The 23,500-nt window shown below is 64.8% G+C and carries 19 protein-coding genes; 9 read left to right on the forward strand and 10 right to left on the reverse strand.

The window, feature by feature from the left end; translation table 11 throughout:
• Positions 1 to 2: 2 nt before the first annotated feature.
• The 4 genes from gcvP to E8E75_RS10390 all read right to left on the reverse strand — a co-directional run bounded on the left by gcvP (position 3) and on the right by E8E75_RS10390 (position 6,121).
• Positions 3 to 2,867: an aminomethyl-transferring glycine dehydrogenase gene (gene gcvP, locus E8E75_RS10375; protein WP_280358675.1), complete on the reverse strand. Its 2,865-nt coding sequence runs from the start codon at positions 2,865 to 2,867 to the stop codon at positions 3 to 5.
• 13 nt (positions 2,868 to 2,880) lie between these two features.
• The gene (gene gcvH / locus E8E75_RS10380) at positions 2,881 to 3,258 is read right to left on the reverse strand and encodes a glycine cleavage system protein GcvH (RefSeq protein ID WP_120655042.1); all 378 of its coding nucleotides are present in this window, start codon (positions 3,256 to 3,258) and stop codon (positions 2,881 to 2,883) included.
• A 393-nt stretch (positions 3,259 to 3,651) separates the two neighbouring features.
• Complete coding sequence (locus E8E75_RS10385; RefSeq protein WP_153918852.1) at positions 3,652 to 5,187, reverse strand: sigma-54-dependent transcriptional regulator; 1,536 nt, start codon at positions 5,185 to 5,187, stop codon at positions 3,652 to 3,654.
• 22 nt (positions 5,188 to 5,209) lie between these two features.
• Positions 5,210 to 6,121, reverse strand: a complete 912-nt coding sequence (locus E8E75_RS10390) for a LysR family transcriptional regulator (RefSeq protein ID WP_120655044.1) — start codon at positions 6,119 to 6,121, stop codon at positions 5,210 to 5,212.
• Between the two features lie 154 nt (positions 6,122 to 6,275).
• On the opposite strand from E8E75_RS10390, the gene speB reads away from it, so the two are divergent.
• The 7 genes from speB to E8E75_RS10425 all read left to right on the forward strand — a co-directional run bounded on the left by speB (position 6,276) and on the right by E8E75_RS10425 (position 14,559).
• A complete protein-coding gene (gene speB / locus E8E75_RS10395; protein WP_120655045.1) occupies positions 6,276 to 7,247 on the forward strand; it encodes an agmatinase in 972 nt (323 codons plus the stop codon).
• A 20-nt stretch (positions 7,248 to 7,267) separates the two neighbouring features.
• Entirely contained in the window at positions 7,268 to 8,776 is a 1,509-nt protein-coding gene (locus E8E75_RS10400; RefSeq protein ID WP_120655046.1) for an aldehyde dehydrogenase family protein, read from the forward strand.
• Positions 8,777 to 8,874: 98 nt separating this feature from the next.
• A complete protein-coding gene (locus E8E75_RS10405) occupies positions 8,875 to 9,048 on the forward strand; it encodes a hypothetical protein (protein ID WP_162945877.1) in 174 nt (57 codons plus the stop codon).
• Positions 9,049 to 9,051: 3 nt separating this feature from the next.
• Positions 9,052 to 10,533, forward strand: coding sequence for a cytosine permease (locus tag E8E75_RS10410; protein ID WP_120655047.1), 1,482 nt, complete (start codon positions 9,052 to 9,054; stop codon positions 10,531 to 10,533).
• The gene (gene betA, locus E8E75_RS10415; protein ID WP_153918846.1) at positions 10,526 to 12,211 is read left to right on the forward strand and encodes a choline dehydrogenase; all 1,686 of its coding nucleotides are present in this window, start codon (positions 10,526 to 10,528) and stop codon (positions 12,209 to 12,211) included. Before E8E75_RS10410 ends, betA begins: the two co-directional genes overlap by 8 nt.
• Positions 12,212 to 12,495: 284 nt before the next feature.
• On the forward strand, positions 12,496 to 13,494 hold the full coding sequence (locus E8E75_RS10420) for an alpha/beta hydrolase (RefSeq protein WP_153918843.1): 999 nt from the start codon (positions 12,496 to 12,498) through the stop codon (positions 13,492 to 13,494).
• Between the two features lie 204 nt (positions 13,495 to 13,698).
• Positions 13,699 to 14,559, forward strand: a complete 861-nt coding sequence (locus tag E8E75_RS10425) for a CAP domain-containing protein (protein ID WP_153918841.1) — start codon at positions 13,699 to 13,701, stop codon at positions 14,557 to 14,559.
• 63 nt (positions 14,560 to 14,622) lie between these two features.
• Here the strand turns inward: E8E75_RS10425 and E8E75_RS10430 are convergent, their stop codons facing one another.
• Both E8E75_RS10430 and E8E75_RS10435 read right to left on the reverse strand, forming a co-directional pair.
• Positions 14,623 to 15,087 (reverse strand): MarR family transcriptional regulator, encoded by a 465-nt coding sequence (locus E8E75_RS10430; protein ID WP_120655051.1) that lies wholly within the window; start codon positions 15,085 to 15,087, stop codon positions 14,623 to 14,625.
• A gap of 178 nt (positions 15,088 to 15,265) precedes the next feature.
• Entirely contained in the window at positions 15,266 to 15,580 is a 315-nt protein-coding gene (locus tag E8E75_RS10435) for a cupin domain-containing protein (protein WP_178123481.1), read from the reverse strand.
• A 271-nt stretch (positions 15,581 to 15,851) separates the two neighbouring features.
• Here E8E75_RS10435 and E8E75_RS10440 point away from each other — a divergent pair, with 271 nt between their 5' ends.
• Positions 15,852 to 17,270: an EAL domain-containing protein gene (locus E8E75_RS10440; RefSeq protein ID WP_153918836.1), complete on the forward strand. Its 1,419-nt coding sequence runs from the start codon at positions 15,852 to 15,854 to the stop codon at positions 17,268 to 17,270.
• A gap of 100 nt (positions 17,271 to 17,370) precedes the next feature.
• Positions 17,371 to 17,889, forward strand: coding sequence for a DinB family protein (locus E8E75_RS10445; protein ID WP_120655055.1), 519 nt, complete (start codon positions 17,371 to 17,373; stop codon positions 17,887 to 17,889).
• Here E8E75_RS10445 and E8E75_RS10450 read toward each other — a convergent pair.
• From E8E75_RS10450 to E8E75_RS10465, 4 genes are all read right to left on the reverse strand, one after another.
• Positions 17,874 to 18,803, reverse strand: coding sequence for a LysR family transcriptional regulator (locus E8E75_RS10450; protein WP_120655056.1), 930 nt, complete (start codon positions 18,801 to 18,803; stop codon positions 17,874 to 17,876). The two genes, E8E75_RS10445 and E8E75_RS10450, sit on opposite strands and share 16 nt — an antisense overlap.
• 77 nt (positions 18,804 to 18,880) lie before the next feature.
• Positions 18,881 to 20,686 (reverse strand): monovalent cation:proton antiporter-2 (CPA2) family protein, encoded by a 1,806-nt coding sequence (locus E8E75_RS10455; RefSeq protein WP_120655057.1) that lies wholly within the window; start codon positions 20,684 to 20,686, stop codon positions 18,881 to 18,883.
• A 102-nt stretch (positions 20,687 to 20,788) separates the two neighbouring features.
• The gene (gene ycaC, locus E8E75_RS10460; RefSeq protein ID WP_120655058.1) at positions 20,789 to 21,412 is read right to left on the reverse strand and encodes an isochorismate family cysteine hydrolase YcaC; all 624 of its coding nucleotides are present in this window, start codon (positions 21,410 to 21,412) and stop codon (positions 20,789 to 20,791) included.
• Between the two features lie 174 nt (positions 21,413 to 21,586).
• The gene (locus tag E8E75_RS10465; protein ID WP_280358365.1) at positions 21,587 to 23,425 is read right to left on the reverse strand and encodes an amidohydrolase; all 1,839 of its coding nucleotides are present in this window, start codon (positions 23,423 to 23,425) and stop codon (positions 21,587 to 21,589) included.
• Positions 23,426 to 23,500: the final 75 nt, after the last annotated feature.

A 23,500-nucleotide genomic window follows, 5' to 3' on the forward strand; every position in this document is an offset into this window, starting at 1 on the left:
GGTCAGGCGTCCTGGTAGGCCTCGATGGACGGGCAGGCGCAGACCAGGTTGCGGTCGCCGTAGACGTTGTCCACGCGGCCCACTGGCGGCCAGTACTTGCCGTCCACCAGGCTGGCGCTGGGGTACACGGCGAGTTCGCGGCTGTAGCGGTGGGTCCACTCGCCGACCAGTTCCTGGGCGGTGTGCGGGGCGTTCTTCAGCGGGTTGTCGTCCTTGTCCAGTTCGCCGTTCTCCACCGCGCGGATTTCCTCGCGGATGCGGATCATGGCGTCGCAGAAGCGGTCCAGCTCTTCCTTCGACTCGCTCTCGGTGGGCTCGATCATCAGGGTGCCCGGCACCGGGAAGGACATGGTCGGGGCGTGGAAGCCGTAGTCGATCAGGCGCTTGGCGACGTCATCGACGCTGATGCCGCTGGTTTCCTTGAGCGGACGCAGGTCGAGGATGCACTCGTGGGCCACCAGGCCGTTGCTGCCGGTGTAGAGCACCGGGTAGTGCTCTTCCAGGCGGCGGGCGATGTAGTTGGCGTTGAGGATCGCCATCTGGGTGGCGCGGCGCAGGCCTTCGCCGCCCATCATGCGGATGTACATCCAGGTGATCGGCAGGATGCTGGCGCTGCCGAACGGCGCCGCGCTGACCGCGCCTTCCTTGCGGGCCATGTGTGCGTGGCCGGGCAGGAAGGGCGCCAGGTGGGCCTTCACGCCGATCGGGCCGACACCCGGGCCGCCGCCGCCGTGGGGGATGCAGAAGGTCTTGTGCAGGTTCAGGTGCGAGACGTCGCCGCCGAACTGGCCCGGGGCGCAGAGGCCGACCATGGCGTTCATGTTGGCGCCGTCGATGTACACCTGGCCGCCGTTGGCGTGGATGATGTCGCAGATTTCGCGGATGCCTTCCTCGAACACGCCGTGGGTCGACGGGTAGGTGATCATCAGCGCGGCGAGGCGATCCTTGTGCTCCTCGGCCTTGGCCTTGAGGTCGGCGATATCGACGTTGCCGCGGGCGTCGCAGGCGGTCACCACCACGCGCATGCCGACCATGCTGGCGGTGGCCGGGTTGGTGCCGTGGGCCGATTGCGGGATCAGGCAGATGTCGCGCTGGTCGTCGCCACGGCTGAGGTGGTAGGCGCGGATCGCCAGCAGGCCGGCGTACTCGCCCTGGGAGCCGGCGTTGGGCTGCAGGGACACGGCGTCATAGCCGGTGGCCTGGCAGAGCATGGCTTCCAGCTCGCGGGTCAGTTCCAGGTAGCCCTGGGACTGTTCGGCCGGGGCGAAGGGGTGCAGGGCGCCGAACTCGGCCCAGGTCACCGGGATCATTTCGCTGGCGGCGTTCAGCTTCATGGTGCAGGAGCCCAGCGGGATCATGCTGCGGTCCAGCGCCAGGTCCTTGTCGGCGAGCTTGCGCAGGTAGCGCATCAGCTCGGTTTCCGAGTGGTAGCGGTTGAATACCGGGTGGCTGAGGATCGCGCTCTGGCGCAGCAGGGCGGCCGGCAGGCGGCTGGCGACCGTGGCGGCCAGTTCGGCGAAGACCGGCAGGGCCTGGCCGTCGGCGAAGAGTGCCCAGAGCTGCTCGACGTCGGCCTGGGTGGTGGTCTCGTCAAGGGACAGGCCGAGGCGCGCGGCATCCACTTCACGCAGGTTGAGGTGCTGGGCGCGGGCCTGGGCGTGCCGGTCGGCGGTCTTGGCGCCGGTGGCCAGGGTCAGGGTGTCGAAGAAGGCTTCCTGCTCGACGGCAACCCCCAGCTGGGTCAGGCCGGCGGCGAGGATGGCGGTTAGCTGGTGCACGCGCCGGGCGATGCGGGTCAGGCCCTGCGGACCGTGGTAGACGGCGTACATGCTGGCGATGTTGGCCAGCAGCACCTGCGCGGTGCAGATGTTGCTGGTGGCCTTCTCGCGGCGGATGTGCTGTTCGCGGGTCTGCATGGCCAGGCGCAGGGCCGGCTTGCCGTGGCGGTCGATGGAGACGCCGACCAGGCGGCCCGGCATGTCGCGCTTGAAGTTGTCGCGGGTGGCGAAGTAGGCCGCGTGCGGGCCGCCGAAGCCCAGCGGCACGCCGAAGCGCTGGGCGCTGCCGAGGGCGACGTCGGCACCGAACTCGCCGGGCGGGGTGAGCAGGGTCAGGGCCAGCAGGTCGGCGGCGACGGCGACCAGGGCGCCGGCGGCGTGGAAGCGCGCCACCAGCTCGCGGTAGTCGAAGAGGTCGCCGTTGGCGGCGGGGTACTGCAGCAGGGCGCCGAAGTAGGCGCTGGCGTCGCTGAGCTCACGCTCGTCGCCGATCACCACTTCGATGCCCAGCGGCTCGGCGCGGGTGCGCAGCACGTCGAGGGTCTGCGGGTGGCAGTGCTGGGAGGCGAAGAAGGCGTTGCTGGCCTTGTTCTTCGCCAGGCGCTTGCAGAAGGTCATGGCTTCGGCGGCGGCGGTGCCTTCGTCGAGCAAGGAGGCGTTGGCCACCGGCAGGCCGGCGAGGTCGCTGACCAGGGTCTGGAAGTTCAGCAGGGCTTCCAGGCGGCCCTGGGAGATTTCCGGCTGGTAGGGGGTGTAGGCGGTGTACCAGGCGGGGTTTTCCAGCAGGTTGCGGAGGATCGGGCTGGGGGTGTGGCAAGGGTAGTAGCCCTGGCCGATGTAGCTCTTGAACAGCTGGTTCTTCGCGGCGATGGCCTTGATCGCGGCGAGCGCTTCGGCCTCGCCCTGGCCGGCCGGCAGGTCGAGCACGCTGGTGCCCTTGATGCTGTCGGGCACCACACTGGCGATCAGCGCTTCCAGGCTGTCGAAACCAAGCAGCTGCAGCATGGACTGGATATCAACATTGCGCGGGCCGATATGGCGCGGGACGAACTCGTTGCGCGTGTCCAGGGGGTATTGGGCGAGGCTCATGGCGGCTCCTCCGTCAGGCTTGGTCGGCGAGGAACGCGTCGTAACCGGCCTGATCCATCAGGTTGGCGACGGCTTCGGGATCGTTCGGACGGATGCGGAAGAACCAGCCATCGTCCAGGGGGGCTTCGTTGACCAGTTCGGGGTTTTCGGCCAGAGCCTGGTTCACTTCGACCACTTCGCCGTCGAGCGGCATGGTGATATTGCTGGCGGCCTTCACCGATTCCAGTACGGCTACTTCGGCGCCCTGCTCATAGCGTCCCGCGTCGGGCAACTGCACGAACACCACGTCACCCAGGGCTTCCTGGGCATAGCTGGTGATGCCGACAGTCACTTCGCCGTTGGCTTCGACACGCAGCCATTCGTGCTCGGGAGTAAAACGCAGAGTGGTCATGGAACGTCCTCTTGTTATCAGGGTGGGTCCCGAGCACTTGGCTCGGCTGATGGAACAAGAGCAATTGAGGTGCCAACTACTTAAAAGGCTTATATATCAATGGATTGATGGGTTTTCTCGTTCCCGAATCATTATGTTTGGAGCGATATCGCTCCGCTCCGAAAAGCGTCTTTCAATCGCCCTGAGCGAGGAAAGCCCCGGAAACCGGGGCTTGAGGAGGAGTGGAGCGAAATCGCTCCAGTGGAATGGATTCGAACCGGGGATGAACTGTAGGAGCGAGCTTGCTCGCGAAAGATCGTGGTCGGACCGTCCGCGAGCAAGCTCGCTCCTACAATCGCGAATGAATTCGCTCCTACAATCGCGAATGAATTCGCTCCTACAAAAGAGCCGTCCTTATCGGGAAATACCGTACTTGCGCAGCCGCTGCCCGATGGCAGTGTGGGAGGTACTCAGCCTGGTCGCCAACTGCCGCGTGGACGGGTAGACGGCATAGAGCTGTTGCAGCAGGTTCTTCTCGAAGCCTTGCACCGCGTCTTCCAGGCTGGTGACCTCCAGAGAATCGACCTGCTGGGGGCTGAGGGCGGTGCCGGCGAGCTCGAGGTCGTCGCAGTCGATCAGGTCGCCTTCGCTGACGGCGGCAGCGCGGAAGATCACGTTCTGCAACTGGCGCACGTTGCCCGACCAGCGATTGCCCAGCAGCAGGGGGTAGGTGGTCGGGGCCAACTGGCAGGGCGGCCGCTGGATCTGCGCGCAGGCCTGGTCGAGGAAATGCCCGGCAAGCAGGAGGATGTCCTGGCCACGGTCGCGCAGGGGCGGGACGTCCAGGTTCAGCACGTTGAGGCGGTAGAACAGATCCTCACGGAAGCTGCCGGCGCCGACCATGGCCTCCAGGTCCCGGTGGGTGGCGCCGAGGACGCGGACGTTCACATGCACTTCGCGGTCGCCGCCAACCCGGCGGAAGCAGCCATCGCTGAGAAAGCGCAACAGTTTGGCTTGCAGGTAGGGAGACATCTCGCCGACTTCATCGAGGAACACCGTGCCGCCGTCGGCCATTTCCAATAGACCGGGCTTGCCGCCGCGCTGGGCGCCGGTAAAGGCGCCCGCCGAGTAACCGAAGAGTTCGCTTTCGGCCAGGCTTTCCGGCAGTGCCGCGCAGTTCAACGCCAGGAATGGCGCGTCGCGTCGCTCGCTCAGGGTGTGGCAGGCGCGGGCCACCAGTTCCTTGCCGGTGCCAGTCTCGCCGCGGATCAGCAGGTGCGCGTCCAGACCGGCGACCTTGCGCAGACGTGCCTTGAGCTGCTTCAGCGGCGGCGACTTGCCGAGCAGTGCTTCCATGCCTTCGCCGCCGTCATGGCGCAGAGAGGCCAGACGCTCGCCGATACGACTCGGTGGATAGAGGGTGAGCAGGCCCCCGGCCAGGTCACCCGGTCCGCCATCCGCGGCGCTGCTGATTGGTGTGGCGTCCAGCAGCAGTGCCTGTCCCTTGAAGGCCACTTCGCACATGGGCAGGCGAAAGCCACGGTCGATCAGGGTTTGCGCCAGCGCGGGATCATCGAACAGGTTCGACAGTGGCTCCCCGGCAGGCTCGCGACCGTAGAGGTTGGTCAGCGAGGGGTTGGCCAGCAGTACATGGCCGCTGTCGTCCACCGCCAGTACCGGGTCGCTGACTGCCGCCAGCAGGGCGTCGAGCTGCAGGCGGCGGCGCTGGCCGGGAAGAATGTCGACCACGGTCACCGCCTGCACGCCTTGTACGCCGTGCAGGGCTTCACGCAGTTCTTCCAGCACTTCCGGACCGAGGCTGGGGGCGTCGATGTACACGTTCGGCGGAATCATCTCCACCGCTTCCAGGTTGAGGTTGCGGCCACCGAGCAAGGCCAGGACTTCCTGGGTGATGCCGACGCGGTCGATGAAGGTGACGTGGATGCGCATGGGAGGGTCGCCTGCGAATGGCTCAAGTTCTGCCCGTGCCGCTGGAGCACTGGGTCAGGTCTTCGAGGAAGGCATGGAGGATCGGTGGCATCGCCCCGCGACGGGTGATCACGTCGAACGGCGATTCGAGTTGCGAATCGGTGATGGGCAAGCGGCGCATTTCGCCGGTGCGTACCCATTGTTCGGCGACATGCATCGGCAGCAGGCCGAGGTAGGCGCCGGAAATGATCAGGATGGCCAGCGCCTCGATATTGTCCACAGTGGCCGCGGCCTTGCTCACGCCCAGTACGTCGAGATCGTACTGCTGCATGTAGCCGCGCACCACGATGCGGCTGGCGCCAATGGCCTTGCCCAGCTCGGCCCCTTCCAGCCCGGTCTCGAACAGTGGGTGGTGGCGCCCGCAATAAAGTCCCAGTGCCTCGTGGTAAAGCGGCGAGTAGTGGATGCCTGGGATGCGCACAGGGAAGTGACCGATGGCCAGGTGTAGGCGATTGTCCAGGACCCGCTCTTCCAATTCGGCGGGTGTCCCGACGTAGACGCTCAGGTGCACGTCGTGCCCTCGGGAGACGAAACGCTGAGTGGCGCGGGGCAGGGGAGAGTCGCGGTCGGTGATGGTGCTGTCGATGATGCCGAGGTTGAGCTTGCCGCTGATGCGTTGCTTGAGCACATCGGCGTCCATGCAGAAGGTCTCCACCGCCGAAAGCAGCCGCTGGGTCGCCTCATGGATGGCCACGCCCTGTTCGGTCAGGCGGAAACCACTGCGGCCGCGCTGGCAGAGCTTGACCCCCAGTCTCGTCTCCAGGTGGTTCATCTGTTCGCTGATGGTGGACTGGCCCGCATTCAGCGCGGCCTGAGCGGCAGAGAAACCGCCGCATTTGACGATGGTGGCGAAGACCCTGAGCAGTTTCAGGTCCACATCATGCAACTGGATCACGCGAACCTCCCAGTCGATCGTTACTTCGGAATTAGCGATATGAGCATCTGATGTTTTGCATTTTTACAAAATAATCCTGCGCCCATAGTGCCTGCAACGGCGAATTCCAAGCCGGTTCGCCGACCACTGAAAACAAGAAGCGAGGCGCACGACGATGTCGAAGAATGCATATGAGTCCGGACGGTTGAACCTGCCTTTCGTAGGTCACTGTACGTTTGCCAAGTCCCCGATCTGCACCGATTGGGATGCCATCAACGCGGACGTCGCCGTGCTCGGTGCGCCCAATGACATGGGCACCCAGTGGCGCTCCGGGGCACGCTTCGGACCACGCAGCATTCGCGAAGCTTCCACGCTGTTTTCCTTTGGCCATTCCGGCGCCTACGACCATGAGGACGACGCCCTCTATCTCACCCAGGACCAGGTGACCATGGTGGATGTCGGCGATGCGGACATCGTCCACACCGACATGGCCTCCAGTAACGACAACATCGAATTCGCCGTACGCAAGATTCTCGAATCCGGTGCCATGCCGGTGGTGCTGGGTGGTGACCATTCGATCCACGCCCCGGTGATCAAGGCCTTCGAGGGCCACGCCCCCATTCATATCGTGCATTTCGATGCGCACCTGGACTTCGTCGACGAGCGCCACGGTGTGCGCTACGGCCACGGCAACCCGCTGCGCCGCGCCTCCGAACTGGACCACATCGTCGGAATGACCCAGATGGGCATTCGCAACGTGTCTTCCTCCAACCGCGATGACTACGACGCCGCCCGCGCCGCCGGCTCGCAGATTCTTTCGGTACGCGATGTACGGCGGCTGGGCACCGAAGGCGTCATGGCGAAGATCCCGGAAGGCCTGGACTACTACATCACCATCGACATCGACGGCTTCGACCCGTCCATCGCTCCCGGCACCGGCACGCCCAGCCACGGCGGCTTCCTCTACTACGAGGTGCTGGAAATCATCCAGGCGCTGGCCAAACGCAGCCAGGGCCGGGTCGTCGGCATCGACCTGGTGGAGGTTGCACCGGCCTATGACCCCACCGGCGCCACCTCGATTCTCGCGGCGCAACTGCTGATGAACAGCATCGGCTTCATCTTCCACGAACGCGCCCGCAACCGCTGACAGGCCAGGAGGAACAGAGCGTGGACATCAAGGTAAAAGACTATCTGCAGCAGTTCGGCGTATCCGAAGCGACCCAGCGCTTCCTCGGCAAGACGCAGAAAATGTTCGTGGGCGGCGCCTGGCTGGAGCCTGCCGATGGCGCCAGTGCCGAGGTGATCGAGCCTTCCACCGGTGCAGTGCTCACCCGCATTCCCATGGGTGCGCCTGAGGACCTGGACCGTGCGGTGCAGGCCGCGCGTGCGCAATTCGACGGTGGCGCCTGGAGCCAGCTCAAGCCGCTGGAGCGTGAGCGCCTGCTGCATGGCCTGGCCGACCTGATCGAGGCCAATGCCGATGAGCTGGCAGAAATAGAATCCATTGACATGGGCAAGTCGGTCGCCCAGGCGCGGGCCGTGGATATCCAGGGCACCATCGACACCTTCCGCTACTTCGCCGGCTGGGCCAGCAAAATCCATGGCCGCACCGTCGAACCCTCGCTGCCGGGCAACTACCTGGCCTATACGCGCAAGGAGCCGGTGGGTGTGGTGGGCGTCATCGTGCCCTGGAACTTCCCGCTGCAGACCATGGCCTGGAAGCTTGGCGCGGCACTGGCGGTGGGTTGCACCGTGGTGGTAAAGCCGGCGGAGCTGACCTCCCTTTCGGCCCTGCGTTTCGCCGAGCTGGTACAGGAAGCCGGCATCCCCGATGGCGTGGTGAATATCGTCACCGGTCGCGGCAGCGTGGTCGGAGCAGCCATGTCCTGCCATCCGGGAATCGACAAGCTGAGCTTCACCGGCTCGACCCCAGTCGGCTGCGGCGTGGGCAAGGCGGCCATGGACCAGATGAAGCGCCTGACCCTGGAGCTGGGCGGCAAGTCGCCGGTGATCGTCTTCGCCGACGCCGATATCAAGGCCGCGGCCCAGGCGGTGGCCAACGGGGTGTTCTTCAACTCCGGACAGGTTTGCGACGCGGGTACCCGTGCTTATGTCCATCGCAGCGTTTACGCCGAGTTCCTGCGCGAACTGGCCAGCTACACCGCAACGCTGAAGATCGCTCCCGGACTGGACCCGGACTGCTTCATCAGCCCGATGGTTTCGCGTCAGCAACAGCAGCGGGTGCTTGAGTACATCGAGGCCGGCAAGGCGGAGGGCGCGGAGCTGTATTACGGCGGCGAACCGGTCGAAGGCCCCGGCTATTTCGTCCAGCCAACCGTCTTCGCCAACTGCCGCAACGACATGCGCATCGTCCAGGAGGAAATCTTCGGCCCGGTGCTGGTCACTGCCGCCTTCGATACCGAGGAAGAAGCCCTGGCGCTGGCCAACGATTCGCTCTTCGGCCTGGCCGCGGCGCTCTACTCGAACGACCTCGGGCGGGTCCACAACCTGATCCCGCGCCTGCGTGCGGGCACCGTCTACGTCAACGCCCACAGCACCCTCGATCCCTCGATGCCCTTCGGCGGCTACAAGCAGTCGGGCTACGGCAAGGACCTCGGGTCGGAGCAACTGGAATACCTGCTGGAAACCAAAGCCGTGTGGATCACACTGCCCTGAGGAGCTGGGCGGAAGTAGCCGTCGCCTTCGGGCGACGGTCCTGATTGGCCGGGATGCATCGAATTTCAAGAACAAGAACCCATTGAGGTGATGCCCAGATGAACAGCCAACCCGATATCGAGCGTGCACAAGAGTTGGAAAGGCGCATACGCGTCTATGAGCAGTTGGAAGCAAGCAAGAAGTGGCCGGGGGCGTTGAACGCCGTCGACTACATCGCAACCATCCTGATGACGCTGGTCCTGGTCGTCGGCTTCTACCTCTGGGGGTACTGAGCCATGACCCACCACGATCCCGTCAATCACAGCCTGGAAGCCGAGCGGGGCGATACGCCGCTCCTCCCCTCGGAACGCATGTGGGGCTTCTGGGAGTTCACCTACGCGAACTCCGCCCTGGCCATCGCCACCTGGGCCTTCCTCATCGGCGGTGCCACGGCCCTGTTCGTCGGGCCGCAGCAGGGCATCGCCGCCATCGTCATCGGCAACATCCTCGGGGTGCTGCTGACCACCTTCGCTACCTGCGTACCCTGCGGCAAGTACGGCACCGAGCAGTTCACCTTCCTGCGCAGCATGTTCGGCGGCAACGGCAGCCGGCTGGTCTACGTGCTGGCGGTGGTGTTCCTCACCATGGGCTGGCTGGCGGTCCTGGGGCTGATGTTCGGCCGCTCCATCGACGGCCTTGCCGGACTGGTGTCGGAGCACAAGACCGATGCCAGTGGCTGGCTGGTCCTGGGCGCGGGGTTCTTCGCGGTGGTCCTCACCGGCTTCGTGGTCGCCAAGGGACCGACGTCGATCAAGGTGTTCAACACCATCGTGGCGCCGGCTCTGGTGGTGATCATGGGCGTGATGTTCTACATGATCCTCAGCGAGCACGCGTTCTCCGAGCTGATGGCCATGCCCGCGCTGGACGCTCCCTTCGACGACAAGCGGGTGAACTTCATGATCGCCGTCGAGGTGAACATGGCCGCAGGCTTCTCCTGGTGGCCCTATGTGGGCAACCTGGCGCGCCTCTCGAAGAACCAGCGGACTTCGTACTGGCCGAACATCATCGGCATCTTCGCGGCCGCCGCCCTGGGTGAAGTGGTTGGCCTGCTGGCCGCCGCCGCCCTGGGAGACAGCGATCCCACGGTCTGGATGACCCGGATCGGTGGCCTGACCTTCGGCGTCATCGCCCTGGGCTTCGTAGCCTTCGCCAACGTCACCAGCATGGTGAACATCCTCTACACCTCCATCGTCGGCCTGCGCCAGCTTGCCGGCCAGAAGCTGCGGGAATTCAGTTGGGAGTGGCTGGTGGTGCTGTTCTGCCTGGTGCCGGGGTTGATCGTGCTCTTTGCGCCGGGCATCTACGACGGCTTCTTCATCTTCCTGGTCTGGACCTCAGCCCTGAACAGCGCCCTGGCGGGCATCGGCATCGCCGATTACTTCTTCCTCCGCCGCCAGCGCCTGAACCTGCGCCACCTCTACGCCAACGAAGCACATTCGCCATTCCACTTCTGGCGCGGTTTCAACCCCGCGGCCATCGTGGCGCTGGCCGCCGGCTTCGCCATCTATGTGGTGGTGTTCAACCCGCAGACCCTGGCCAATACCAATTTCTTCACCTTCGCCACCGCTTCCCTGCCGTCCTGCCTGCTGGCCGGGCTGGTCCACTACGTGCTGACCCGCGTGCTGGCCACCCGCATGGGCTGGGGCGCCTACCCAAAGGGCAACGAACGCAACACCGAGGCCCTGGGCCTCACCGCAAAGGGCTACAGCAATGAATAAGCGATACGACTACATCATCATCGGCGCCGGCTCGGCTGGCTGCGTCCTGGCCAACCGCCTGACCGAGGATGCCGGCACCTCCGTACTGGTCCTGGAGTTCGGCGGCAGCGATCGCAGTGTGCTGATCCAGATGCCCAGCGCGTTTTCCATCCCGATGAACACGAAGAAGTACAACTGGCGCTACGAGACGGTGGCCGAGCCGCATCTGGACGGACGCCGCCTGCACTGCCCGCGGGGCAAGGTGCTCGGCGGTTCGTCCTCGATCAACGGCCTGGTCTACATCCGTGGCCATGCCTATGACTTCGACGAATGGGAAAGCCTGGGAGCGAAGAACTGGAGCTACCGGAACTGCCTGCCGTACTTCAAGCGTGCGGAGACCTTCAAGTTCGGTGGCGATGATTACCGGGGTGCCAGCGGCCCCCTGGCCACCAACAATGGCAACAACATGCAGAACCCGCTGTATGGCGCCTGGGTGGAGGCGGGTGCCGAGGCCGGATACATCAAGACCGAGGACTGCAACGGCTACATGCAGGAAGGCTTCGGCGCCATGCACATGACCGTGAAGGACGGCGTGCGCTGGTCCACCGCCAACGCCTATCTGCGTCCGGCCATGGAGCGTCCCAACCTGACCGTGATCACCCATGCCATGACCCGGCGCCTGCTTCTCGACGGCAAGCGGGTTGTCGGCGTGGAGTACGACCAGGGCGGCCAGACGCATACCGTGCACTGCAATCGCGAAGTGCTGGTGTCTTCCGGTCCCATTGGTTCGCCGCACCTGTTGCAGCGCTCCGGCATCGGTCCGGCAGCGGTGCTGGAGAAGGCCGGCATCCAGGTCAGGCATGACCTGCCGGGTGTAGGCGAGAACCTGCAGGATCACTCGGAAATCTACATCCAGTACGAATGCAAGGAACCGGTGACGCTGAACAGCAAGATGGGCCTGCTGGCCAAGGCGATGATCGGCCTGCGCTGGCTGCTGTTCAAGGACGGCCTGGGTGCGAGCAACCACTTCGAGGCGGGTGGTTTCATCCGCTCCGAACAGGGTTTGCGCTGGCCGGACATCCAGTTCCATTTCCTCCCGGCGGCGATGCGCTACGACGGCGACAAACCCTTCAAGGGGCATGGCTTCATGGTGCTCACCGGTCCCAACAAGCCAAAGAGTCGTGGACACGTCCGTGCCCTCTCGGCAGACCCGTACCAGCACCCGGAAATTCGCTTCAACTACCTGGAGAGCGAGGAGGACCGCGAAGGCTTCCGCCGCTGTGTGCGCCTGACCCGCGAGATCATCGGCCAGCCGGCGATGGATCGTTACCGGGGCGTCGAACTGGCACCCGGTCCGAACGTGCTGACGGACGAGGAAATCGACGCCTTCGTGCGCGCCAACATGGAAAGCACCATGCACCCCTGCGGCTCCTGCCGCATGGGTGAGGACGACATGGCCGTGGTGGATTCCGAGCTGCGCGTAAGGGGCATCCAGGGGTTGCGGGTGATCGACTCGTCGGTCTTCCCCACCGAGCCCAACGGCAACCTCAACGCACCGACCATCATGCTCGCCGAACGCGCTTCTGACCTGGTGCGTGGCCGTCGGCCGCTGGCGCCTGAAGACGCACCGGTGGGCCTGGCCGCGAACTGGGAAAGCGCCCAGCGCAGCCACGCGCCATTGCGCCAGGTGGGGGCCTGAGGCGCAGGGCGAAACAGTTCTGTACCTCCCAAAAACGTGCCCGCTGGCGCACCCCGCACCCCGCACCCCGCACCCCCGCCCCCTTTCCCAGAGGGCGAGGGGTGACTCGCGCCGGCGAGGCACAGGTCATCCTGATGCTCTCACTGGCCTGAGACGGAGTAGACGAGGCAGGGAAACGACCGTTCGGCGCTCGTCATGAAATTGTCACGGTTCTATGGCAGAGCGAACGACAGGAATTCATCAGAATCGCGTTCAACTGGGGTTTTGCGTTCTGGATTTCCATCATGCGTGTGCTGATCCTGCTCGCCGCGCTCATCTGCGGCCTGCCTTCCTTTGCTATCGCCAACGCTCGCTGCGATGTCGCCGTGCCGACGGAGACCGTCGACCTGGGCGAGGTGCGCCTGGCTTACCAGAGCGTAGGGCGTGAGCGGGACCCGGCGCTGCTGTTGATCATGGGCCTGGGCGGACAGCTCATCCACTGGCCGGACGAGGTGGTGCAGCGCCTCTGCGAAAACGGCTTCCGGGTCATCCGTTTCGACAATCGCGACGTCGGACTCTCGGCCTGGATTGGCCCCGCACCTTCGACCAACCTGCCTTACGAAGTGGTGCGTTATCGCCTGGGCCTGCCGGTTTCAGCGCCTTACGGCCTGCGCGACATGGCCAGCGACTCATTGCACCTGCTGGATGCCCTGCACATTCGGCAGGCCCATGTACTGGGCGCCAGCATGGGCGGGATGATCGCCCAGCACCTGGCCGACCTCGCTCCGCAGCGGGTGCTGAGCCTGACCCTGATCATGACCAGCTCCGGCGCCCAGGGCTTGCCGGCGCCTAGTTCGGCGCTGCTGGAGCTGCTTGCACGGCGCGAGGCACCGAGCCGCGAGGTGGCTATCCAGCAACAGGCCGACTTGCTCGCCGCGCTGGGCAGTCCCGATGTCAGCGACGATCGCTTTCAACTGCTGGAGCAGGCTGCCCGCGCCTACGACCGCTCCTTCAACCCCGAAGGTGTGCAGCGGCAGATGCTGGCGATCCTCGCCGAGCCCAGCCGCGTCGACATGCTCAATCGCCTGCAGGTGCCCACCCTGGTGGTGCACGGTACGGCCGATCCGCTTCTGCCGGTGATGCATGGCGTGCATGTGGCGGCGCATATCAAGGGTTCGGAGCTGAAGCTGATTCCCGGCCTGGCGCATCGGTTCCAGGAGGCTTTCAAGGAACCGTTGCTGTCGGCGGTGCTGCCGCACCTGATGGCTCACCGCCGCTCCGAGGGGCATGTGGCACAGCTATAGCGTGTAGGTACGAGCCATTTGCCGGAGCGGAGACGTGGCCAGCACCCTAGTCCGGATATCAGCCGGGCTGCTGGCTACGGAAATACCGAACGACGCAACGCGATCGCCGGGAGGTGAATTTTTTCTGGGCGCCCCGAACCTGTGTTGCACGGCGCAGTCATACGCCAGCCCCGAAATCACAATGACTCTCCTGCACGCCATTCCATGCGCCCAATCCGCCGATCCCTTCGTCTGCTTCCAACCTTGCCACTTGCCCTGCTGTCCCTGTTCACCCACGCCGCCCAGGCGGGTGATGAGCGTCAACTGCTGGCAGCGATCAACGACTACCGCACCCACAGCCAGCGTTGCGGGTGGAGCAGTGTCCAGGCGGCACCGCCGCTGAAGATGAAAGCCAACGTGGCACTGCCGGTGGGGTACTCGGGTGAACTGCGCCGGGGGCTGCGCGATGCCGGCTACGTGGCCGGTGAGGTGCGGAGCATCCGCTTGTCCGGGGCGCGTGATGCGCGTTTGGCGTTCGACATGCTCCGCGATGACTACTGCACGGATTTGATGGACCCGCAGGTGACCGATGTCGGCATCAGTCGTAGCGGCAATCAGTGGCGCCTGGTACTGGCCCGACCCATGGCCAGTGCCCAGCTTGGGGATACCCGCTCGGCCGGTCAGGCGCTGCTGGCTCAGGTCAATGCGGCGCGGGCCAAGCCGCGTATGTGCGGTGGCAAGCGCTTTGCCGCTGCCCGCCCTCTCGCCTGGAGCACCGCCCTTGGCAGTGCAGCCCAGCAGCACAGCCGCTCAATGGCCAACCGCGACTACTTCTCCCACAACGATCCCAACGGCGATTCGCCTTTCGACCGGGCGCGGGCCGCGGGCTACCGGGGACGACAAGTCGGCGAGAACATTGCTGCGGGGCAGGGCTCACCGCGCGCGGCCATGGACAGTTGGCTGGCCAGCCCAGGCCATTGCGCCAATCTGATGAATCCCCGTTTCACGCAAGTCGGCGCCGCCTACGCTGCACAAACCCGCAGCGAAAATGGCATCTACTGGACCATGATGTTCGGCGCGCCCTGAAGGGGCGCCGACAGCATTCGTTGGGCTTCGCATAGCTCAGCGCAATCTACGCGAGCACGAAACTCACTTGCGGCTTCCAGACGATTTGAGGAGGTTGTCGCGTAGCGCCGCGACGGCCTGCTGCATGCGCACGAACTCATCCGAGTCCAGGCCCGTTGCACCGTTGAGGCCTGTTTCCGCGCGTTGCTCCCTAAGCTCTTTGCCCGCCTTCGTCAGGCTGACGCGCACCTGACGCTCATCTTCTGGATCGCGCTGACGCTGGACCAGGCCCATCGCCTCGAGCTTCTTCAGCATCGGCGTGAGCGTGTTCGACTCCAGAAAGAGCTTTTCACCGAGGCTGCCGACGGTCTGATTGTCTTCATCCCATAGCGCGACGATGGCGATGAACTGGGTGTAGGTCAGCCCGAGCTGCTCGAGAATCGGCTTGTACGCCTTGCCGAAGGCCAGGTTCGCGGAATAGACCGCGAAGCACAGAAAGTCTGAGAGCGGGGCCGGTTGGGCCGGGGTCGATCTGCCGGTGGATTTCATCTGTTTCCTCGTTGAACAAAGACCGATGTCTTGAATGTCCGGACTATAGATCGCATGCGAGAACATCGGAAGTGCCTTGAGTTCAGGGGCCGACCAAGGGCCGCTGCGAATCGATCCGGAAATAGAGCGCCCGCGATATCGCGGACGCCGTATCCCGCCTCGATCATCGCCGGCGCGCTCATTCCTTGATCACTGCACCGCCAATGTGGGCAAGGAAGAACACGGAGTCTTCGAGGGCTTCCGCGTCGTGCTCTTCACCGGAGCCGATCCTCAGGTAGTCGCCCGCTGAAAGCACCAGATCGCCGAAGCGAATGCGGCCCGACAGCATGAGAATTTCTTCCGGGCCTTCATGGTCGTGGAGGGGGAAGCGGGTACCGGCCTTGAACTCGATGAAGTCCGAGCCGTTGCCGTTCTCGCCCCAGACAGTGGCGACGCGGATGCCGGGAAGGCCGATTTCGGTGAACTGGCGGTTGGCTTGAGTCAGATGGATCATGGTCATTTCCTCGTGCGGTCGATGTTCGTTTGTTGTCGCTAGCGATTAAATCGTATGCGATGTAAATAATCCTCATGCAAGTCCCCATCGACGTCAAGCAGGTCCCTCATCAAAAAATGCATGAGGCGACGACCGGTATTTCCGGAGAGAAGTTGGGCGGCGTGGGCTCGGACTTAACCGCTGGCCCCTGCGCGTCGTCCTTCAATCCAATGCCAATTTGCAATCACGCAATCACCCTCAAGAATGAATTGGGTCGGTAAAGGGATTTTCCATGACCCCCATTTCAACGTTCCTCAAGCGCGTCCAACTGCTTTGGCAGTCGCCTGATCTCGCATTGGTCGGCCAGCGCCGGGAGCGGCGCATGCGTTTGCTGGCGAGCGGGCTTATGGTGCTCATGGGGCTGCTCTGGGGCGGCTACTTCTCTCTGCGGGGCGCGTGGGGGATCGTCCCGATGGACCTGGTCCTGATCTTCTGTGGGCTGGGGGTATTCGTGCTGACCCTGCGCAACCGGACGCGCGCGGCCAACCTGTTGCTGTTCGGCGTGCTGATTGTCGTCATCCTGATTTCCACCTTGATGCTCGACGTGCCGACGGCGGCGGCGCCACGGGCGTCCCATCTGTATTTCCTGCCCCTGGCCCTGGCTGCGCTCATGGCCTTTCGCGACGAACCCAGTTGGTTGCGCTACGGCGTCACGACCCTCTGCCTGGCGCTGTTCGCCGGGCTGGCATCGTCCTCCTGGAGCCCGATCACCGGTTACAGCCTGCCTGACGAGGTGCGGGTGGTCGGTTCCTGGGTCCAGGGCGTGGCGTCCATGGCGATGTTCTTCATGCTGCTGCACATCCTGCAGACCGATGCGGTGGAGCGCTCGGAGCTCGACCGTGACCTGCGTACCGCCCTGCGCGAGGAGCAGTTCGTCCTGCATTACCAGCCGCAACTGGATTCCGCTGGACGAGTGGTGGCGGCGGAGGTGCTGGTTCGCTGGCGGCACCCGCAACGCGGGTTGGTGGCACCGGGCGAGTTCATCGACCATGCCGAGAAGACCGGGCTGATGCTGCCCATCGGCCAATGGGTGCTGCGTCAGACCTGTGCACAGTTGCGCGCGTGGAAGGACGACCCTGATTTGGGTGAAATGGGCCTGGCGGTGAATATCAGCCAGAACCAGTTCCGCCAGCCGGCCTTCGTACCCGAGGTGCTGGCGCTGATCGAGGAACACGGTATCGAGGCGCGGCGCCTGGAGCTTGAACTGACTGAAACGCTGGTGGTGCAGGACCTGGAAGACCTTACGCGGAAGATGACCGCGCTGGTGGAGCAGGGGGTCCGCTTCTCCCTGGATGACTTCGGCACCGGCTTCTCGTCCCTGAGCCACCTCAAGCGCCTGCCCCTGAGCAAGCTGAAGATCGATCGCTCCTTCATCTGTGATGTGCTGACCGACTCCAGCAGTGAAACCATCGTGCGCACCGTCATCGCCCTGGGACGAAGCATGGGGCTGGCGGTGATAGCCGAAGGCGTGGAAACGGAAGCGCAGCAGCGGTTCCTCGTTGGCAACGGTTGCGGGCAGTTCCAGGGCTACCTGTTCAGCCGGCCGCTGCCGCAGGAAGCGTTCGTCGAGTATGTGCGGCGGCTCAACGCGCAGGTTCCGGACAAGGAGCGGGTCGACGCCTTGTCGGCATTTCCAGCCGTCGGCCAATGAATTCGGGTGCCTGTCGCCGGGCCTAAACTCCTTCTGCCACAGATGGCCGTCGCACCCATCGAACGCGCTGGCGGCCTGACTCCGAGCGGGAGGACATCCGATGATCAACGCTCCTACGGCCAGGATGCTTGCCCATTACAAGCAGTGGGTCGATGAACGGCTCTTCGAGGATCTGGCCGGGTTGCCACCCGGCGAAGTCAGCAAGGAACGCGTGACCCTGTGCAAGAGCATCCTGGGCACCCTGAACCATATCCACGTCATCGATTGCATCTGGCGCGCCCACCTGGAACACCGGCCGCATCCCTACAAGACGCGCCTGGAAGTTCCCTATCCCGAGTTCGACGATCTCCGCGCCGCGCAGGCCGCCATGAACGACTGGTTTGTCTCGTGGAGCGCCGCGCAGACGGACGAATCGCTGAATACGCCGGTGGAGTTCGTCTTCTGTTCCGGGGACCCCGGCGTCATGACCGCGGGCGCCATGCTCATGCACGTGGTCAACCATGCGTCCTATCACCGCGGCAGCGTGATCCAGATGTACTTCGAGATTCCCGCGCGGCCACCGATCACCGATCTCCCGGTGTTCCTGCGCGAGACTCATCCGCTCTATGCGGCGGGCTGATCGGGCATTGCCGGCGCGGACATGTATTGCACGATCAGTTCACGGAGCCAGCGCTCGGCGGGATCGTTGTCCGTGCCGCTGCTCCAGACCATGGAGAGCTCGGAAGTGAAGATGGGGAAGGGCGGCTCATCGGCGCGTAATCCACAACCGTCGATCAGCGCATCCGCTGCGTAGTCCGGGACGGTGGCGAGCAACTCCGTGCCTGCCAGGATCGAGCGCAACCCGCTGAACTGCGGCACCGCCAGCACCACGCGGCGTGTGCGGCCAACGCGCGCCAGGTCATTGTCGATGTTTCCGGTCAGGTCGCCCGAGAAGGATACGAGTGCGTGCGGACGCGAACAGTAGTCATCCAGGGTGAGTGCGCCGGGGCGGTCGTCGCCGCGCAGGATCTTGCAGCGCAGGTTGCGCAACCGCTTGCGCTTGGCATTGGCCGGCAGTTCCGTGGTGTAGCTGACGCCGACCGAGATTTCCCCGGAGGCGAGCATTGCTGACATGAGCAGGAAGTTGACCCGGCGCACCACCACTATGCTGTCGGGCGCTTCCTCGCGGAGCTGGTGGAGCAGGGGAGGGAACAGGCCGAACTCGACGTCGTCCGATAGGCCGATCCGGAAGGTATTGCGATAGGTGGACGGATTGAATTCCTTCGCCCGGCTGACGGCGCTGGATATCGAGTCCAGTGCAGGTTGCAGTTCCTCGAGTATTTCCAGCGCCCGCTTGGTGGGTTCGAAGACGCGGCCATTGCGGACCAGAAGCGGGTCGTCGAAGAGGTCGCGCAAGCGGGCCAGCGCGGCGCTTACCGCGGGCTGGCCGAGGAAGAGCTTTTCCGATGCGCGAGTCAGGTTTTTCTCGTACATCAGCGTCTCGAAGACCACCAGCAGGTTCAGGTCCACGCGACGCAGATCGTTCCGGTTCATCCGGGGCCTCCCCCACACTGAATCTGCCTTGAGTAAAGCTGATTCGATGGCTGGCGACCGGGTAATGGCGCTGGCGGCTATTTCACCGCCTTGTCTTCGATCACGTCGGCGTCGAACAGGTGTTCCAGTTCCGTGCGTGCTTCGCGGGCGGTCTGGATCACGGCGGCGGCGTCGTCATAGACGTTGTGCTGGGCCGCCAGGACTTCTTCGTCGTGGCGCTGGAAGCGGCGAATGCGGGCGTTGGCCCGGTCTTCGTCGAGGCCCAGGCCAAGCAGGGCCTGGCGGCTCATCTCCAACGCCGAATGGAAGGTTTCGCGCACGGGCACGGCGCCCAGGTCAAGCAGCCGATGGACGTGCTGGCGGTTGCGGGCACGGGCGATGACCTTGACGTGAGGGTAGAGGCGCTTGACCAGTTCGGTGATCTTGAGATTGGTGTCCGGGTCGTCGGTGGCGATGATGAGGAACTCGGCCTTGTCCACCTTGGCTGCGCGGAGGATTTCCGCCCGCAGTGGATCGCCGTAGTAGATGGGCATGCGGCCCAGGCTACGGCCGTACTCGATCATGTCCACCGCGGTGTCCAGGGCCACGAACGGAACCTGCTGGGCGTGCAGCACACGGGCGATGATCTGGCCCATGCGCCCCATGCCGGCGACCACCACGCGGGGCGCGTCACTGTCGATGCGCTGGTACTCCGCCGGTACCTCCACTGGTGCCGGTGCAGCGACCAGTCGACGGAACAGGGCCAACACCAGCAGCGGCGTGAGGGCCATGGACAGGGTGATGCTGAGCACCAGCAGACCGTGCAGGCGGGCGTCGAGCATGCCCTGTTCGAAGGCCACCTTGAACACCACGAAGGCGAATTCGCCACCAGCGGCCAGGACGATGCCCAGGCGCAGCGCATGGCCGCGCTCCAGCCCTCCGGCAAAGCGGCCCACCAGGTAGAGCAGCGGGAGTTTCAGCATCAGCAGCAGGATCGTCAGCACCATGACCGCGAACGGTTCGTTCAACAGCAGGCTGAGGTCAGCACTCATTCCCACGCTCATGAAGAACAGGCCCAGCAGCAGACCCTTGAAGGGCTCGATCTGCGCTTCCAGCTCATGGCGATATTCGGAGTCCGCCAGCAGCAGGCCCGCGATGAAGGCGCCAAGCGCCATGGAAACGCCGGCCAGCTCCATCAGCCAGGCGGTGCCGATCACCACCAGCAGCGAGGTGGCGGTGGAGACCTCCTTCAGTCCGGCCTTGAGCACGGTGCGGAATACCGGCCGCAGCAGGTATCGGCCGCCAATGATCACCGCACCGATACTGGCCACTGCCAGCAGCACGTCGCGCAGGTTGACGCCTTCCGTGTCCAGGTGGCCAGAGCCACTGAGCAGCGGCAGCAGGGCGATCAGCGGGATGGCTGCGATGTCCTGGAACAGCAGGATGGCGAAGGCCAGGCGGCCGTGGGGGCTGGTGAGTTCCTTGCGCTCGGCGAGTATCTGCAGGCCGAAGGCGGTAGACGAGAGTGCCAGGCCGAAGCCCAGTACGGCGGCGGTGTTCAGGCTCTTGGCGAACACCAGCCAGGCCACCAGGCCAATGGCCAGGGCGGTGAGCAGGACCTGTGCGAGGCCTGCGCCGAACACCGAGCGGCGCATCACCCAGAGCCGGCGGGGCGAGAGTTCCAGACCGATGATGAACAGCAGCAGCACCACGCCCAGTTCGGATACGTGGGCGACGCTCTCCGGGTCGCTGACCAGCTTCAGTACCGAGGGACCGATCAACACCCCTGCCAGCAGGTAGCCCAGCACAGCGCCAAGCTGCAGCCGCTTGGCCAGGGGGACGGTGATTACGGCGGCGAACAGGAACACCACCGCTGCCTGCAGCAGGCTGCCGTCATGGGGCATGGGTCACTCCTCAGTCATGCTGCTTGAAAGGGGCGACATCTTAGAGCAGTGCGGCGGACCGGGGCAGGGCGCCGCGCCAATACGACGCGGCCCCTGTGTCGTTCACTTGGCGGTGAGCGTGGTGTAGCTGGTGATCAGGTTACGGTAGTCGGGGATGTGGTTGGAGAACAGGGTGCCCAGACCCTCGATGTCGTTGCGCCAGTCGCGGTGCAGCTCGCAGGCCACGCCGAACCAGGTCATCAGTTGCGCACCGGCAGCTTCCATCCGGCGCCAGGCGGCGTCACGGGTGACTTCGTTGAAGGTGCCGGACGCATCGGCGACGACGAATACGTCGAAGCCTTCTTCAAGGGCCGACAGTGCAGGGAAGGCCACGCAGACCTCGGTCACCACACCCGCGATGATCAGTTGCTTCTTGCCGGTGGCCTTCACCGCCTTGACGAAGTCTTCGTTGTCCCAGGCGTTGATGTTGCCGGGGCGGGCGATGTAGGGCGCATCGGGGAACTGCTCTTTCAGTTCTGGTACCAGCGGGCCGTTGGGACCGGTCTCGAAGCTGGTGGTGAGGATGGTCGGCAGCTTGAAGTACTTGGCCAGATCGCCCAGGGCCAGCACGTTGTTCTTGAACTTGTCGGGATCGATGTCCCGCACCAGGGAGAGCAGGCCAGCCTGGTGATCGACCAGCAGTACCGCAGCATCGTTCTTGTCCAGTCGCTTGTATTGGAAAGACATGGTGATTCTCCTTGCTTGGGTTGGGCGCCGGCTTGGGGCCTGCGCAAATAATTCAGGGCTGTTTTCTCTGTAGGGGCAAATTCATTCGCCAGGCAGGCCGAAGGTCTGCCCTTCGGGTTCGCCGGGGGCAGCGTTGCTGCCCTTGGCGATTGAAGTCGCCCCCTCAAGGAACCATCAGAAGGCAAAGCAGGAGCAGCCCAGTGCCCCCCAGAAGCCCTGGAAGTCGCTCACCGGCACGCTCGACTGCCGTGCCCGCTCGTGGCTGTGGGCGTGCACCGTGCAGGCGCCGACGCACTGGTGCACCTGGGCGGCGAGCGGCGCGGCGGGCTTCCAGTGGCCGGGGACCTTGGCCACCGGCGACCACTCCGGCAGCACCGGCAGCTGCGGCGGACCGAGCTTGTCGAACTCGCCGGCGGCGTAGACCACCTTGCCGTCGACCACGGTCAGCACCGACTCGATCCACTTGATGGCCTCGTCCTCGACGCTGAAGAAGTCCGCCGACAAGGCGGCGAGGTCGGCCAGTTGGCCCACCTTGATCTGCCCCTTCTTGCCCTGCTCGCTGGAGAACCAGGCGCTGCCGTGGGTGAAGAGTTGCAGCGCGGTGTCGCGCGACAGGCCCTGGGGATAAAGCTCCAGGCCGCCGACGGTGCGGCCGCTGACCAGCCAGTACAGCGAGGTCCAGGGGTTGTAGCTGGAGACGCGGGTGGCGTCGGTGCCGGCGCCCACCGGCACGCCTTCGGCCAACATGCGCTGGATCGGCGGAGTCTGCTCGGCCGCCTTGGCGCCGTAGCGGTCGACGAAGTACTCGCCCTGGAAGGCCATGCGGTCCTGGATGGCGATGCCGCCGCCCAAGGCACGCACTCGCTCGATGTTCTTCGGCGAGATGGTTTCGGCGTGGTCGAAGAACCACGGCAGGCCGTTGAACGGAATGTCGCGGTTGACCTTCTCAAACACATCCAGCATGCGCGAGATGGATTCGTCGTAGGTGGCGTGCAGGCGGAACGGCCAGCGCTGCTCCACCAGGTGGCGCACCACCGGCTCCAGCTCCTGCTCCATGGTCTGCGGCAGGTCCGGGCGCGGTTCGAGGAAGTCCTCGAAGTCGGCCGCGGAGAACACCAGCATCTCGCCGGCGCCGTTGTGGCGCAGGAAGTCATTGCCCTGGCCGGGCTTGACCACCTTGCTCCAGTTCTGGAAGTCGGTGAGCTCTTCCTTGGGTTTCTGGGTGAACAGGTTGTAGGCGATGCGCACGCTGAGCTGGCCCTGCCTGGCCAGTTCCTCGATCACCTGGTAGTCGTCCGGGTAGTTCTGGTAGCCGCCGCCGGCGTCGATGGCGCTGGTCAGGCCGAGGCGGTTGAGCTCGCGCATGAACTGGCGGGTGGAGTTGACCTGGTACTCCAGCGGCAACTTCGGCCCCTTGGCCAGGGTGGCGTAGAGGATGGTGGCGTTGGGCCGGGCGATCAGCATGCCGGTGGGGTTGCCGCTGCCGTCGCGCTGGATTTCGCCACCCGGCGGGTTGGGCGTGTCCTTGGTGTAGCCGACCGCCTTCAGCGCGGCGCGGTTGAGCAGCGCGCGGTCGTAGAGGTGGAGGAGGAACACCGGGGTGTCCGGCGCTGCGCGGTTGATTTCCTCCAGGGTCGGCATGCGTTTTTCGGCGAACTGGAACTCGTTCCAGCCACCGACCACGCGTACCCACTGCGGAGAGGGGGTTCGGTCGGCCTGGTCCTTGAGCATGCGCAGCGCGTCGGCCACCGAGGGCACGCCTTCCCAGCGCAGTTCCAGGTTGTAGTTGAGGCCGCCGCGGATCAGGTGCAGGTGCGAGTCGTTGAGGCCGGGGATCACCGTGCGCTGCTTGAGGTCGATGACCTGGGTGGCGTCGCCGCGATGGGCCATGGCCTCGGCATCGCTGCCGACGGCGAGAAAGCGCCCGTCCTTGATGGCCACGGCGCTGGCGGTGGGCTTTTCGCGGTCGACCGTGTGCAGGCGGCCATTGAACAGGATCAGGTCGGCGGACATGGAACCCCCTGAAGTAGCGGCATGGGCGACGCCTGCGGCGCCGGTGAAGGGTAGTGCGGACCAGAGTGCGCCAGC

This window comes from Pseudomonas sp. BN606 (genome assembly GCF_029873115.1).
Taxonomy (GTDB): Bacteria; Pseudomonadota; Gammaproteobacteria; order Pseudomonadales; family Pseudomonadaceae; genus Metapseudomonas.

Excerpts from the sequence above, each read along its gene's own strand:
- gcvP (WP_280358675.1), bottom strand. The coding sequence starts at position 2,867 with ATGAGCCTCGCCCAATACCCCCTGGACACGCGCAACGAGTTCGTCCCG.
- gcvH (WP_120655042.1), bottom strand. The coding sequence starts at position 3,258 with ATGACCACTCTGCGTTTTACTCCCGAGCACGAATGGCTGCGTGTCGAA.
- E8E75_RS10385 (WP_153918852.1), bottom strand. The coding sequence starts at position 5,187 with ATGCGCATCCACGTCACCTTCATCGACCGCGTCGGCATCACCCAGGAA.
- speB (WP_120655045.1), top strand. The coding sequence starts at position 6,276 with ATGTCGAAGAATGCATATGAGTCCGGACGGTTGAACCTGCCTTTCGTA.
- E8E75_RS10405 (WP_162945877.1), top strand. The coding sequence starts at position 8,875 with ATGAACAGCCAACCCGATATCGAGCGTGCACAAGAGTTGGAAAGGCGC.
- E8E75_RS10410 (WP_120655047.1), top strand. The coding sequence starts at position 9,052 with ATGACCCACCACGATCCCGTCAATCACAGCCTGGAAGCCGAGCGGGGC.
- betA (WP_153918846.1), top strand. The coding sequence starts at position 10,526 with ATGAATAAGCGATACGACTACATCATCATCGGCGCCGGCTCGGCTGGC.
- E8E75_RS10420 (WP_153918843.1), top strand. The coding sequence starts at position 12,496 with ATGCGTGTGCTGATCCTGCTCGCCGCGCTCATCTGCGGCCTGCCTTCC.
- E8E75_RS10425 (WP_153918841.1), top strand. The coding sequence starts at position 13,699 with ATGCGCCCAATCCGCCGATCCCTTCGTCTGCTTCCAACCTTGCCACTT.
- E8E75_RS10430 (WP_120655051.1), bottom strand. The coding sequence starts at position 15,087 with ATGAAATCCACCGGCAGATCGACCCCGGCCCAACCGGCCCCGCTCTCA.
- E8E75_RS10435 (WP_178123481.1), bottom strand. The coding sequence starts at position 15,580 with ATGATCCATCTGACTCAAGCCAACCGCCAGTTCACCGAAATCGGCCTT.
- E8E75_RS10440 (WP_153918836.1), top strand. The coding sequence starts at position 15,852 with ATGACCCCCATTTCAACGTTCCTCAAGCGCGTCCAACTGCTTTGGCAG.
- E8E75_RS10445 (WP_120655055.1), top strand. The coding sequence starts at position 17,371 with ATGATCAACGCTCCTACGGCCAGGATGCTTGCCCATTACAAGCAGTGG.
- E8E75_RS10450 (WP_120655056.1), bottom strand. The coding sequence starts at position 18,803 with ATGAACCGGAACGATCTGCGTCGCGTGGACCTGAACCTGCTGGTGGTC.
- E8E75_RS10455 (WP_120655057.1), bottom strand. The coding sequence starts at position 20,686 with ATGCCCCATGACGGCAGCCTGCTGCAGGCAGCGGTGGTGTTCCTGTTC.
- ycaC (WP_120655058.1), bottom strand. The coding sequence starts at position 21,412 with ATGTCTTTCCAATACAAGCGACTGGACAAGAACGATGCTGCGGTACTG.
- E8E75_RS10465 (WP_280358365.1), bottom strand. The coding sequence starts at position 23,425 with ATGTCCGCCGACCTGATCCTGTTCAATGGCCGCCTGCACACGGTCGAC.